Source organism: Echinicola vietnamensis DSM 17526 (assembly GCF_000325705.1).
GTDB lineage: Bacteria > Bacteroidota > Bacteroidia > Cytophagales > Cyclobacteriaceae > Echinicola > Echinicola vietnamensis.
This window is the reverse complement of record NC_019904.1, coordinates 5,222,155-5,235,276: the sequence shown is the minus strand read 5'-3', so window position 1 is coordinate 5,235,276 and position 13,122 is coordinate 5,222,155. Positions and strand designations below refer to the sequence as shown.

Here is a 13,122-nt window from a genome sequence, read left to right as displayed (position 1 = left end):
GGTCACTTGGAGAAGTCAAGTGGATCAGCAGGGCGGGGTGACAAATGTCAGGCTTTTTAGTTATCGATTTTAATCCCCATCCAATTGCCCTTTTTGGGATAGGAAAGTCCCGGTTAAAGAACCAGTTGACTCCATTTTTAGTGTCATGAAGGTATTGGTTAGAATTTCAAGGGCCTTGGTAATGTTTTTATATTTCAACTAACATTTTATGCGCAAACGCGAAATTTTATTGGTGGATGATGACCACGTGATCAACTTGGTGCATCAAAGAATGATCAAAAAGAATTTTCCTTCCCTCAAGCTGGTTGTGCATACATCAGCTAGGGGCTGTCTGGATTACGTAATGCTCAATCCAAAGACTTGTTTTCTCTTGTTCCTGGATATACATATGCCACAAATGGGCGGTTGGGAATTTATTGATGAATTGCTCAGAATGGACCTGACCGATAGGGTACATGTCTTTATCGTGTCATCTTCCATCGATCCCAGGGATGTTGGCCGTGCAAAGGGAATTGATATTGTTCATGATTATTTACCAAAACCCCTTTCCCGTGAAATACTACAGGAAATAAAAGTCGATTTGTCTTTTTGATAATGAGGGAGAGGAGAAAGAACCAATAAAAGTTAAGAGGGGATCAAGGTGAACAAGCTGATTGAAATTCAAGAGGGACAAAAGGTTGTCCTTGTGGTCCTGTTGACACCCCTTTGGTTTAGAGGTGCCCAGTATAAGGCAATATTTGGAGCAATTAATCAGGCAAACCAATAGGTGTAATTCCGTTCATGATCTGGTAACCATGCAGCTCTTTGTGAAGGGTAAAACAGATGGATAAATAAAGTGCCGGCCAATAGTTCCTTTTGGAAGAAACCCCGGCCAATGAGTACCTATGGCTGAGATATAAAAATAACAATTGTCCTTGCAGGTGTTCTAAAAAGGTCCGGGAGGTTCTTGTCACCTTTTTCTGTCGGCACTATTGGAAAATTCCTCAGTTTATGATGACGTCCATTACCTTTTCGCTATATGTATAGGTCTCTGCTTATACTAAACTGCTTTAGATAAATGAAACCACTGATAAGGACCAGGACAATGCCCATAATATTGGTGATGGTAGTAGAAAAACCAAGGAACAGGATAAACATTCCCGAGATCAGAAGCCTTTCGGAAAACCGGACCATTTCCATTGCCTCCAGCTTTTCAATATTCCTTGAAAGTCGGTAAAGTTCCTTGTCGATCTGGATCTGGGCAATGATGATCCATACAAGTGAAACCCCGAGAATAAGGAGTCCCATCGTATTGATTACAGGCAAGTCAAAGGCGTCCAACGGTAGGAATAAATAATAGAATTGGGGCAGCCCTGCATATACTATGGTCATAAGGCCGAAGCAAGAAAAGATCAACCAATAATAACCACTAATCCTTTTTAGCAGCTTATATTCCTTTACCATTTCCGGCCGTGCAACTTCCTTGATGGAGAACCTGTCCAACCTCAGCTTGTTCCAAAAGAGGATGATCAGGGTAACGACTACCATAAAGGCCATCAAGTAAACCTGTAGTTTGGGATTGGGCATATTGGGAGTGTTTTGATATGAAATCTATCCGCCATTTCCAGCCTTTTGCAAAATAAAGGGTTTTCACCTTATAGGGCAACTGTTTGGTGGAGGGAATTTTAAAGGCTGACTTTCTATTGTGAAAATAGGGGGTACTTTCCGGGTTGACATAATCGAAGTTTCGCAAACACACCCATTAAGACTAAATTTTTTAAGTGATTGCTATTGCAGGTAACCCTTTGACAGCCTTGTATTTGTTTAGTTAAAGTCTGATTGATTTTGGTTAGGAATTCTATATTTTTTTTCTTTTCAAATTCTTCAATTCATTTTCTAAGTTTCTAATTTCTTCCTTAAGATTCATATTCATTTTAAGAATTTCGTTGTGACTTTCTAGGAGGCGATGGTATTTATCTTTCCATTCATAAGCTGTATTTGCATTTTGTTGCTTATCTCTATTATCGTATTCTTGTTTAAATGATTGGAATGATATTTCTTTATTTATCTCGGGAAACTCAATAGATAAGTCTCGCCACATTGCCTTAGCATATTTAGTTATAATTTGGTAAGAAAGATTTTCTATTTGATAATGTTTATATAATGTTCCAGGTTCATACCCTGCTCTTTTAGCAATAACTTTTCCTGAATCAGGATGAGAATTAATAATCGATTTTAATACCTTTCCTCTATGCACAGTAGTACCTTATTATGAATGCTCATTATTAAATCGCAAGGTAAATATTAAGAGTGTATAATATCTATATGTAAAAAGTTGTATTTTAATATATTTATATGTATATTTATGCATTGAGTTAATATTTTAAACTTTCTTTACCAATAAAAAACTATAAACATTAACTATGCATGTATGATTTAGTTTATTGAAAAGAATAAGTTAATTTAGCGAATCTTTCGTTTAACATTCGAAGCATTCGCACTTTGCGTCTTGAAACTGAAAACGACCAATTTAAAAGGAACGAGACAAAAAGTGGGGAAATGCTCACGCCATTGGCGTGAGCTACTCGCTTGTTCGTTCCAAGGTGCTTGGTCGTACCTCAGTTTCGGCAAGAAAGAGAGCTCACGCTTTATTTTTTGCGAAAGGCGTTCCATAAAAGACTTTACAAAATATGGGACATATTGTATATCCTTTTTTAATAACAGACTATCAAACTGATAATCCTGCTTGGGTTGATTCAAAAACAACTCTATACATACAAATAAAGCAAGGAATCACTAATTTCGAGATCGTCTTTCGTCGGAAACCAAAGAATCCGATATAACCTATTATATAATGGGTGCTTTTGCCTGCTCTCGGCTTGCCCCATTTTCCTATCTGTTCCTTGTCTGCTTTTCGGCAAGTGATTTTTGGCCGCCTTCGGGAGGCTAGCACTGCTGTCCATTTTTCCGGTTGCCCGGGATACCGGAAGAAGACCAGTGATATTCAATTTATTTCTTATCCAGGTAGAAAGAGGAATCCCCGTTGAAGATGGGGACACCCGATTTTGGTCAGGATCCTTCCAGAAATATTTTCCCGTACTATGGGAGGACAAGGGGGATCGGCTACTAGTGGGTGTTGGAGTTTTCTACTTAATCCTAAAAACATGAAAAAAATAATATACTTATGTTTACTGGCATACCTATGCCTTTATGGCAAGGCTGCCCTTGCACAGCTCAAATTGAACGAAGACCCTTCCACCGAAGAAAACAAGTTTTCGGACCTACAGGACTTAAAGCCACTGGAGATAGGGGACAGGGTTCCTGATCTGGCCATCGAAAATGTCATCAACCATCGGGAAGGAGAGTTAAGGATATCGGACTACAGGGGTAAGTTGTTGATCCTTGATTTTTGGGCTACCTGGTGCGCCCCTTGCGTGAAGGGAATGCCAAAAATAGCCGCACTTGACCAGGAACTGGACGAGGTTGCCATACTCCCGGTGACCTATCAGGACAAGGAGGAGGTGGAGAAGTTGTTTTCCCGATTGGATTACCTGAAGGAAGTATCCATGCCCATGGCCGTATCGGACGAACAGCTGAGGAAGTTGTTTCCTCACAGGACCCTGCCCCATTATGTTTGGATAAATGGAGAGGGAGTGGTGATAGCATTTACAGGAAAGGAGGCCGTGGCCAAGGATTCCATCCGGCAGGTCCTTGAAGGAGAGGAAATGTTGGAGACCAAGGAGCCACCCAAGGCCCTGTTCGACCGCAACCAGCTCTTGCTCATGGGAAACCACGGATTTGACGAGGATAAGGAAATCCTGCTGCAATCGGTCTTCCTCCCATATATAAAGGACATGCCGGCCATGTACAAAGTTTCAGGAAAACCCGACAGGAGCCGGATGCGGATACTTTTGACCAATTCCACTATCCCTACTTTTTTTGGACTGGCCTATGGGGTCGGTAAGGTGGAATTTAACCGCAACAGGAGGGCCTTGGAGGTGGATGACCCAGGCAAACTTCGTCACAGCCTTTCAAGGGACGATTATGATGAATGGAAATTGGCCAACAGGTTCTGTTACGAACTATTGGTATCCCCAAAATACCCGGGACAGGAGTATGATATCATGAAAGAGGACCTCAAGCGGATGTTTCCACAATATAAGGCCACCATAGAAGAACGTAAAACCGAAGTACTGGCCCTGGTGCGGACAGACGACAGCATCCGACTGGGGACAGCGGGTGGGGAACCTTACAGCGACATGGACTATGTGGGAGCCTCCCTGAAAAATAAAAAGATATCACTGCTGGCCTATTACTGGCGGTATTACCTGCAGCATTTGAAACTCCCCATAATCGATGCCACGGGAATGGATTATCCCGTGGACATCCTGTTGGAAGGAAAAATGAGTGACCTTGGTGAAATCAGAAAATGCCTTCGTCCCTATGGGCTGGACCTGATCAAAAAGAAAATGCCCATCGATATATTGGTCATCAGGGACTCCGAAAGGAAAAATGATAATTGAAAGATAATAGCCGTAACATGAAAAGATATATTCTGATAGCCTACTTTTTCTTTTGGGCCATGGACACAATGGCACAGGAGACCCTGACCGGGAGCGTAAAAGATGTTCAGGGAACGCCCCTCTTTGGGGCGGTGGTCCAGGTTGTGGGAAGCAATAATGGAGCCGTAACAAATGAAAGCGGGACGTTCAGCCTTGTCCTGCCACCAGGAGAACATCGGCTTTCGGTAAGTTTCCTGGGATATGAAAAGCAGGTTAAAAAGATCAATGTTCCCATTTCCGGGCAGCCGGAATTTGTACTGGAACCTGATGGCCTGGACATGGATGCGGTGGAGGTGGTCTCAACGGGATACCAGCAGGTTGCAAAGGAAAGGGCCACGGGCTCGTTTGTCCAGTTGGACAGCACCCTTGTGAACAGGCCTGTCAGTACCGATGTGCTGGACAGGCTGGCCGATGTGACCCCTGGACTGGTATTCAACCGTACGGGCCCCGATTCCGATGCCATTTCCATCAGGGGCAGGAGTACCCTGTTTTCCAATACTCAGCCCTTGATCGTGGTGGACGGTTTCCCCTATGACGGTCCGATAGGATCCATCAATCCCAATGACGTGGCAACCATCAATGTGTTAAGGGATGCCGCCGCGGCATCCATCTGGGGAGTGAGAGCAGGAAATGGAGTGATCGTCATTACCACCAAGAAAGGAAAAGCAGGCGGAGGGATCAAGGTGTCGGCCAACAGCAATTTGACCATAGGGGAACGGTTTGACCCCTACTACCTTCCGGTCATGGATGTCGGTGATTTTATTGATACGGAGTTGGACCTATTCGAAAAGGGATATTATGTTTCCATGGAAAACTCGGCAAGAAAGACCGCCCTCAGCCCAGTGGTCGAGACCTTGATAGCCGCGCGTGATGGGGTGATCAGTCCAGAAGAGGCCACCTCAACAATCCAGGCCTTTCGCCGGCAGGATGTACGCGAGGATTTTCTGCGCGAATTCTATCGACGACCGGTCAACCAGCAATATGCCATGAACATATCCGGAGGGGACGAATATCAGGACTATTACCTGTCCGCGGGCTGGGACCGGAACCTGGAAGGCAATATAGGGGATGGGAAGGAGCGGATGACCATCGGGGGAAAACACCATCTGGAAATGGGAGGGGGAAAGCTTCAACTGAATACCGGAATTTACTATGTGAAATCCAAAAATGCCCGGAATGGTTTGGCATACGGGGAGATGAAGCAATCCGCCAACGATGTATTGCCACCATATACCACGTTCAGGGACGAAAACGGGGATCCATTGCCCGTAACCAAGGACTACAGGACGGGATTTTTGGAAGCCGCACACGAAGAAGGGTTGCTGGACTGGACCTACGTACCCCTAAAGGATGTTTCGGAGCGAAGCAATGTCCTGACAGGAAGTGATATCAGGATGAATGCGGGGGTGGTATACAGTCCTGTGGAAGGGTTGAAAATGGGGCTTTCTTATCAATATTGGAGTAATCAGCAGGAGGTGACGCAACATTATACCGCGGACAGCTATTATGCCAGGGACCTGATCAACCAATATACACAGGTGTCAGAGTCCGGTCAACTGACCAGGATAATCCCCCTTGGGGGGATACTTGACCACTCGAGCACTTCATCGGATTCCCACCACGGTAGGGCACAGATAAGTTATGCGGCCGAAGGGGAAAGCGGTGAATGGACGAGCATCGCAGGGGCGGAAATCAAGTCCCAAAACAGCAGGTCGATGGGCAACCGCTTCTACGGGTACAACGCAAGAGTGGGCAGCATAGCACAAATGGATTATGTCAATCCATATCCGGTATACTATTACCCGGCTGCTCGCCTTCGAATTCCCTACCTGGACAACATCGGAGGGGCCATTGACCGGTATGTCAGTTATTACCTCAACACGGCCTATACGCACAAGGACAAATATACCATCTCGGCCAGTGCAAGAAAGGATGCGTCCAACCTGTTTGGAGTGGATGCCAACCAGAAAGGGGTGCCGCTCTGGTCAACAGGCCTGGCATGGACCTTGAGTGACGAGGGGTTTTATCCTGCGGCCAACTGGCTGCCCTATGTCAAGCTACGGATGTCCTATGGGTATAACGGGAATATTGACAAGGGGATATCCGCATACACCACTGCTTTAAGAAGGAACAACAGTTCCATCACTGGACTGCCTACGGCCATTGTGGTTAATCCTCCAAATCCTTCACTGAAGTGGGAGCGCATCAAAATAGTGAATATCGGCGTTGACTGGGCCTCCAGGGACGACCGGTTTTCAGGCAGTATCGAATACTACAGCAAGCATGGGCTAGATCTGATCGGTGATACCCCATATCCCCCAAGTACGGGTATATCGGAATTTCGGGGAAATACCGCTGACACAAGGACCCGGGGGATCGACGCTTCCTTCACCACCGTGGTGCTGGACAAAGGTATTAAATGGAAGATCAATAACTTCCATTCCTGGGTAAAGGAAGAGGTAGGGGACTACTCACTTGAGGGCCCGGTCAACCAATACTTGTCACGGGGGATGGGGAGCCAACAGGATACCCCTATTCCGCTGAGCGGAAAGCCCCTTTATGCGATATACAGCTATGAATGGGCAGGGCTCGACCCACAGACCGGGGACCCAATGGGATGGGTGGACGGGGAGCCTTCAACAGATTACAGGGCCATCATAACGGGGGCAAGTCCTCAAAGCCTGACCTATCACGGGCCCTCACGGCCAACCCATTTTGGCGCGGTGCGGAACGACCTTCGCTGGAAGGGCCTCAGCCTTTCGATAAACATCAGTTATCGGTTGGGATACTATTACAGAAAGGAAAGCGTGCGGTACGCCACGGTCCTTTCCGGACAAGGCGGCCACGGGGACTTTGCCATCAGGTGGAAGGAAGAAGGAGATGAAAGATTTACCCATGTGCCTTCCCTCCCTGAGCGCACGGACGCGAACCGTGATAATTTCTACAGTTACTCTTCGGTATTGGTCGAACGGGGTGACCATGTCAGGTTACAGGATGTCAGGCTGGGCTATGGACTGGAAACCGGCTTGTTCCCAAACATGCCCTTCAGGCATGCGGAGATCTACCTGTATGCCAATAACCTGGGGATCCTGTGGAAAGCGGCGAAGGACGATCCCCTGGATCCTGATTTTAGAAATGCCAGGCCCTTGTCGAGCATTTCCATGGGGGTACGCATTGACCTCTGAAACCACAAATAAGCAGCCCTGCCCATTTATTTATATGTTCAACAATAAATGAAAACTACCTAATAGCACTAAGGGGAAGACCGGGCAGTGGCTGCTTTTAACATAAATGGAGCCACCGAAAAATGATACGGTGGTTACAGGCTTCAGGTCCCTAACCGCCACTTTCTTCATATGTAAGTACCATACATTAAAAACCAAAAGCGGGACAAGTTTCCATACGGGAAACCGGGACCTTTTTTCTTTGACCTAATAAGTTAATAATCCATGAAAAAGATAACTCCTTACCCCATTGCCATTATGATAATCAGTATCGTACACCTACTGACTGCCTGTGATAGTTTTTTGGATGAAAAGCCGAATACCGGACTGGTGGTTCCCGATAACCTAGAGGACATCCAGGCCTTATTGGACAATGATTACGTTATGAACAGGAATGCAGACCTGGGGGAGATCGCCTCCGATGACTATACAATAACCAGGGCAGAATGGGATAGCTGGAGCGAGACCGCAAGGAACGCCCATATATGGAACGACCAGGTCTTTCCCTCCGGCCGTTCGGTGGCCTGGAACAATCTGTACGAGCAGGTTTTCTATGCCAATGTGTCCATCGAACAACTTGGAAGGATCCGGGAAGACAGTGAAGGGCAGAAATGGGAGCACCTGTACGGAAGTGCATTGGTCTACAGGTCCAGTGCGTTCTACAACCTGCTCAGGATATTTACGATGCCCTTCCATCTAGCACCGGAAGAGTTGGGTATTCCTATCCGGCTGGAAGCAGATGTCAACAAGTTGGCCGGCAGGTCCGGAATATCGGAATGCTACCAACAGGTGATAGGGGACCTGGAGCAGGCACTGCCCTATCTTCCCGACAAGGTCCCGGTGACCACAAGGCCATCCAAGCAGGCCGTATACGGCCTGCTTTCAAGAGTATACCTTACGATGGGAAATTATGAAAAGGTGTTGGAATCTACCGGTAAGGCCCTTGACCTGAATGCCGAGCTGATGGACTACGCCGCTTTAAATTCAAGTGGACCTTTCGGCTTCACGGGACTGAACAAGGAAATCATCTATTGCAGCTACTTTTCCTCTGGGTCCGTTGCCTATACATCCGATGCTTTTATTGTACCGGAACTGTATGATGAGTACGGCCCGGGTGATCTTAGAAAGGATTTGTTCTTTACCGCTCCGAATGAAGAGGGACAGGTTAAGTTCAAAGGTACCTATATGGGCAATCTCTATCAATTTGATGGGATAGCGACGGATGAACTGTTGCTGTCCAGAGCGGAAGCCGCCGTAAGGCTGGGTGATGATGCCCTGGCCCTGGGATGTCTGAATGAGCTCTTGGAACATCGTTATGAGGATGGGGCTTTTGAAGAAGTATCGGGCCTTGCCGGAGAGGAACTGTTGGGAAAGGTCCTCAGAGAAAGAAGGAAGGAGTTGGTGTTCAGAGGGCTGCGATGGGAAGACCTGAGACGGCTTTCTGGTAGTAGGTATGAAAAAACGATCGTCCGGCAATTAGGGGACCTTACCTATCGGCTGAATCCTGGCGATGCAAAATATGCCTTTCCAATACCCATGGACGAAATCCAAATGAACGGAATCCCACAGAATCCAAGGTAAATCAAAGGCCAGGGGTTCTGCCCCTGGCCTTTTTTTAACCCCTGCCCCTAAAGTGGTTGGTATTCTCCTTCCACACGGGTGCCGGCGATTTCCTGGCCGAACTCGTCCAGTTCACGGGTACAGTCCGTTTCCACTTCCTCGTCACAGTTATAGTGGATGCCCTGCATTTGTCCAGTGATGTCCTCCCACTGGTTATTGGCCGGGTTCAGCGCCTCTTTGGTCCCTTGGACCTCTTCAGCCGGAAGGTTAATGGCCAGCGCGCTGGCCGCTGCCAGTACAAAGGCCAATAGCGGCATGTTTTTCAATAGTTTTTTCATGATTGAAATCGGGATTTTTGACCATCAAAATCCCATAAACGTTTTATGGTTACGTTGCCTACTCTTATCGGGATTTTCGGCTTCCTCCATTTGCTGCCTGGGGAAAAGATTAATCTCACCTAATGACTTTTTCCCGTGAGATTGGGCAGTTATTGTTGATTTTCTTCTATATCGTGTTTAGTGGCCTTATCAGGCCTATTATTCCCAAGAGTATAAATGCCGCGTTGAACAGTAAATGTCCACTCCAGCCTATTGCCTCAAGAAAGCCCGCACACGAGCAGGGAACCCTTGGGAATGCCCCCATCCAGACAAGACCGATATAGGTCGTAAAAGCGGTCATCAACAGGGTTGAAAGCAATAGGGCGGTTTTTCTGGTCTTGCTGTTCAAAAGCAGCAATGCCAATAGCAATTCGATGATCAGGACGGTCGGAGCTAGCCCTTCTGCCCAAGCCAGGGGGAAAACCTGGTTCCTGATTTCTCCAAGGTAGCTAGCGTAATCCACTAACTTTTCGATCCCCGTAAATGTCCATAGGGACAGGTAAAGGATGGCTGCCGTTTGATATAATGGATCCTTTGAATCTGTTGCCGTCGTTTTCATGGCTTCAAATTCGACGATAACATAGAAAATTACAATAGGAGGGTCGTAAAGTATGAAAATGTCATACTTTGGGTACGAAAATGTCCTTTTTTTGAGGTTAAATGGAAAAAAGTGCTTGAAAAACTTGACTTGATTTTTGAACTCTTTTTAGTTTGATTCCATAATCTATTGAAAGCCATTGTTTTAATGTGTGGTTGCTTTTTCCTTGACTGTTGAGGAATGGGTTTTTTGCCATGCCTGAATGTTGGTTTTTTTAATCTAAATAAGAAACTATGAAAAAGTTATCGGACCTCGAAAAACTCAAAGACCTGCTGGACGATTTTTACAAGGTGGATATGGAACACTATGAATCCATCGAGCACCGGGTTAAATTTTTTACCTATCGGAAAAACGAAGTGATCAGAAAAAAGGGCAGGGAAGAAAACGAAGTGAATTTTATCATGGAAGGGTTGGCGGGGATCACCCTGAACAACAGGCTACGCCGGGTATACCCGCCACAGTATTTTGCCATGGACCTGGCAAGTTTCGAGAAGCAATTGGACAGCAACCATGAAGTGGTCGCCCTGCAACCGTGCAGGGTGGCCTGTTGCTCAAGGGACAACCTGGAGATGATCCTTCCCAATATGGAGGGTTTTAGGATTTTATACGAAAGGGTGGTGGCCCATACGGAAAGCTGGGAGCGGTTTTGGACGGAAATCGATGGACTGCCCTATCGATCGGCATGGCGGATGGTCAGGGAGAAATTAAGGGGTGAAGTGGGAAAACTGACCCAGAAGCAGTTGGCGCAACTGCTGGACATCTCCATCAGGACCATGGCAAGGATCGGGACGGATCCCGGGGAAAGGACCTCAGACCGGACCTCAATGGTCCTGCACAAGGGCTTCCCCTTGCGGGACCACCGTGAGCGGGAATTCATCAAAGGCTCACTGGATGCCTGGCGGACCTATTTTTTTGTGCCACTGAATACCGAGGCGGCCAGGACCTTGGGGGAAATGAAAATGGATTTTTTGGTGGGGAGGCTATATCCCCTGGGGAACGAGGAGCGGGTGGCCTGGGCAGGTAGGGTGATCTCCCTGCTTACCGCCATTGATGTTTTTATGTACCAGGTACCGCTAAGGGAACGATCCAAATATTGGAAGGAGGTAAAGACATGGATAGATCCCGGTCTACGGACACGAACACAGTCGGATGTACCGGTACGGGGACAGGCCTATGTTACGGCAGTAAAAGACCTGTTCAATGAAATTTCCATGGATGCCGAAGGAGTTGAATTACTGTCGGCCTTGATAGGGGACTATGTCGGCGGCAGGGACTGGCAATTCATCCATTATCCCATTGAGACCGAATCCCAAATAAGGGAATATGAACGGCAGCGCCAACGGTTTTCGGAAGGTAAACTGTGCATGCAGCTGCTGAAGATCGTCTACAGGGAACAGTGGCGGGAACTGAGGCCCCACCAGGGATTTTTGGAGGCCTATATGGAAATGGGCAGCAACCTGGTACGGTTGTCCAATGAAATATTGGCCGTGGACACGGTGGTGTTCGGCAACCTTCCCCATAACCTGGTACCCCTTAAAAGCAGGGCGGAACGCAAGGACAGCAAAAGGGTGGTGCGGGAACTCATGGAAGCGTACGGAGAGGAAAGGGAGCTCATGAATGCCCTCAAGGAAAAGTTTTTTGCCGAAAGGCCAAATGAAGCACGAAATGGAATGTCGGCATTTTTGGAATTGATGGAAGGACAGGTGGCCGCATGGGAGACCTGGTACAGGACAATTTTGATGCACGCAAGGAAAACCAACTGAAACCATGGATATTCAAAAATTGGCCCAAACGCTAAAAGAACGCCTGGACAGGGAGCTGCCAGAGGCCAGTGCCCTGGGAGAGGACCGTTTGTTTCATTTGCAGGCCGCACACAAAAATGCCGAAAAGGTACTGGGGGAGCTCGATGTGGCCCTGGCAAAATATGAATTCGGTGACGAGGCAGCGGAAATCCATTTTTTTAAGCACATAAAGCCGGATTTCCATTCGGAATCCATCTATTATGCCGAACTGTTCAACCTGGAATCAGCACGGCCGATTTCCCAAAAAGGTGACCAGGTCAAATACCTCCTGAAAGAACAGCAAAAGCTCCAGGCATTTTTGAATTTCAACAGGGACCTTCACCAATATTACATGCTGGACAGGACCCATTTCGACCGGCATTATTTTTTGCGGGCGGGAAGGGCCGACTTTCTGGTGTCAAGGGCCTTTCACACACCGATCGACAGGAGCAGTTGTACCGTGGCCTGCTTGGGGATCTCGACCATACTTGCCGCTATCAGGATCAACAAGTACATCAATTCGGCCATCCAGTCCCTCCAAGGACCGCCGGCCACGGCACAGAAACAGGTGACACTCAAATGGACGGGGAAGAAAAACCAGTTGGTAGAACTCGTCTATGCCCTAAAAGTGGCCGGAGTGCTCAACCATGGACAGGCAGAGATCAGGGAAGTGGCCAAGGTCATGGGGCAACTGCTCGGTGGGGACATGGGGGACGTATATAAACGGTTCCAGGAGATCAGGATCCGTAAAAAGGGAAGGACATTGTTCCTGGAGGTGCTGAAGGAGAAATTGGAGGACTATATACTGGAGAGTGAAGGACTCTAGTCCCTTCCAATGCATGGGGCGACCGTCCTGGGTGCGGCTTGGCATTGCCCAATGGCCGGGGCAGTGCAACCGGTCATGGAGTGAAGTTTCCCTCCGGGCCTGGTACCCTTGGCCCGTGTGGTCGGAAAGGGCCCTGGTCCCAAGGGAGGGGCCAAGGATTGGTGCTTCGGAGATTTTTTTTACCGGAGTCCGCACCGACTGGTGAATTTTTTATT

Annotated in this window: 10 protein-coding genes; 6 read left to right on the top strand and 4 right to left on the bottom strand. The window is 47.4% G+C overall.

The genetic code is table 11. The features are described from left to right. Positions 1-208: 208 nt before the first annotated feature. Positions 209-592: a response regulator gene (locus tag ECHVI_RS21340; protein WP_015268088.1), complete on the top strand. Its 384-nt coding sequence runs from the start codon at positions 209-211 to the stop codon at positions 590-592. Between the two features lie 422 nt (positions 593-1,014). Here the strand turns inward: ECHVI_RS21340 and ECHVI_RS21335 are convergent, their stop codons facing one another. Continuing rightward, the gene (locus tag ECHVI_RS21335) at positions 1,015-1,566 is read right to left on the bottom strand and encodes a hypothetical protein (protein WP_015268087.1); all 552 of its coding nucleotides are present in this window, start codon (positions 1,564-1,566) and stop codon (positions 1,015-1,017) included. A gap of 271 nt (positions 1,567-1,837) precedes the next feature. After that, positions 1,838-2,236 carry a hypothetical protein gene (locus tag ECHVI_RS21330; protein ID WP_041739099.1) on the bottom strand — a complete coding sequence of 133 codons (399 nt, stop codon included), beginning with the start codon at positions 2,234-2,236 and terminating at the stop codon, positions 1,838-1,840. Positions 2,237-3,143: 907 nt separating this feature from the next. Here ECHVI_RS21330 and ECHVI_RS21315 point away from each other — a divergent pair. The 3 genes from ECHVI_RS21315 (at position 3,144) to ECHVI_RS21305 (ending at position 9,346) form a co-directional block, all read left to right on the top strand. Then, complete coding sequence (locus ECHVI_RS21315; protein WP_015268084.1) at positions 3,144-4,502, top strand: TlpA family protein disulfide reductase; 1,359 nt, start codon at positions 3,144-3,146, stop codon at positions 4,500-4,502. A gap of 17 nt (positions 4,503-4,519) precedes the next feature. Beyond that, the gene (locus ECHVI_RS21310; RefSeq protein ID WP_015268083.1) at positions 4,520-7,726 is read left to right on the top strand and encodes a SusC/RagA family TonB-linked outer membrane protein; all 3,207 of its coding nucleotides are present in this window, start codon (positions 4,520-4,522) and stop codon (positions 7,724-7,726) included. Between the two features lie 264 nt (positions 7,727-7,990). Beyond that, positions 7,991-9,346: a RagB/SusD family nutrient uptake outer membrane protein gene (locus tag ECHVI_RS21305; RefSeq protein ID WP_015268082.1), complete on the top strand. Its 1,356-nt coding sequence runs from the start codon at positions 7,991-7,993 to the stop codon at positions 9,344-9,346. A 47-nt stretch (positions 9,347-9,393) separates the two neighbouring features. On the opposite strand, the gene ECHVI_RS21300 is transcribed toward ECHVI_RS21305, so the two are convergent. Both ECHVI_RS21300 and ECHVI_RS21295 read right to left on the bottom strand, forming a co-directional pair. Beyond that, a complete protein-coding gene (locus ECHVI_RS21300; RefSeq protein WP_015268081.1) occupies positions 9,394-9,663 on the bottom strand; it encodes a DUF6520 family protein in 270 nt (89 codons plus the stop codon). Between the two features lie 166 nt (positions 9,664-9,829). After that, positions 9,830-10,261: a MauE/DoxX family redox-associated membrane protein gene (locus ECHVI_RS21295; RefSeq protein WP_015268080.1), complete on the bottom strand. Its 432-nt coding sequence runs from the start codon at positions 10,259-10,261 to the stop codon at positions 9,830-9,832. A gap of 272 nt (positions 10,262-10,533) precedes the next feature. Between ECHVI_RS21295 and ECHVI_RS21290 the strand changes: the two genes are divergently transcribed. Both ECHVI_RS21290 and ECHVI_RS21285 read left to right on the top strand, forming a co-directional pair. After that, positions 10,534-12,063 (top strand): cyclic nucleotide-binding domain-containing protein, encoded by a 1,530-nt coding sequence (locus ECHVI_RS21290; RefSeq protein WP_015268078.1) that lies wholly within the window; start codon positions 10,534-10,536, stop codon positions 12,061-12,063. Positions 12,064-12,067: 4 nt separating this feature from the next. Then, positions 12,068-12,907, top strand: coding sequence for an RteC domain-containing protein (locus ECHVI_RS21285; protein WP_015268077.1), 840 nt, complete (start codon positions 12,068-12,070; stop codon positions 12,905-12,907). The last annotated feature ends 215 nt before the right edge of the window (positions 12,908-13,122 follow it).

What these genes read in the sequence shown, in the direction of transcription:
- ECHVI_RS21340 (WP_015268088.1), top strand. Translation starts at nt 209, where the DNA reads ATGCGCAAACGCGAAATTTTATTGGTGGATGATGACCACGTGATCAAC.
- ECHVI_RS21335 (WP_015268087.1), bottom strand. Translation starts at nt 1,566, where the DNA reads ATGCCCAATCCCAAACTACAGGTTTACTTGATGGCCTTTATGGTAGTC.
- ECHVI_RS21315 (WP_015268084.1), top strand. Translation starts at nt 3,144, where the DNA reads ATGAAAAAAATAATATACTTATGTTTACTGGCATACCTATGCCTTTAT.
- ECHVI_RS21310 (WP_015268083.1), top strand. Translation starts at nt 4,520, where the DNA reads ATGAAAAGATATATTCTGATAGCCTACTTTTTCTTTTGGGCCATGGAC.
- ECHVI_RS21305 (WP_015268082.1), top strand. Translation starts at nt 7,991, where the DNA reads ATGAAAAAGATAACTCCTTACCCCATTGCCATTATGATAATCAGTATC.
- ECHVI_RS21300 (WP_015268081.1), bottom strand. Translation starts at nt 9,663, where the DNA reads ATGAAAAAACTATTGAAAAACATGCCGCTATTGGCCTTTGTACTGGCA.
- ECHVI_RS21295 (WP_015268080.1), bottom strand. Translation starts at nt 10,261, where the DNA reads ATGAAAACGACGGCAACAGATTCAAAGGATCCATTATATCAAACGGCA.
- ECHVI_RS21290 (WP_015268078.1), top strand. Translation starts at nt 10,534, where the DNA reads ATGAAAAAGTTATCGGACCTCGAAAAACTCAAAGACCTGCTGGACGAT.
- ECHVI_RS21285 (WP_015268077.1), top strand. Translation starts at nt 12,068, where the DNA reads ATGGATATTCAAAAATTGGCCCAAACGCTAAAAGAACGCCTGGACAGG.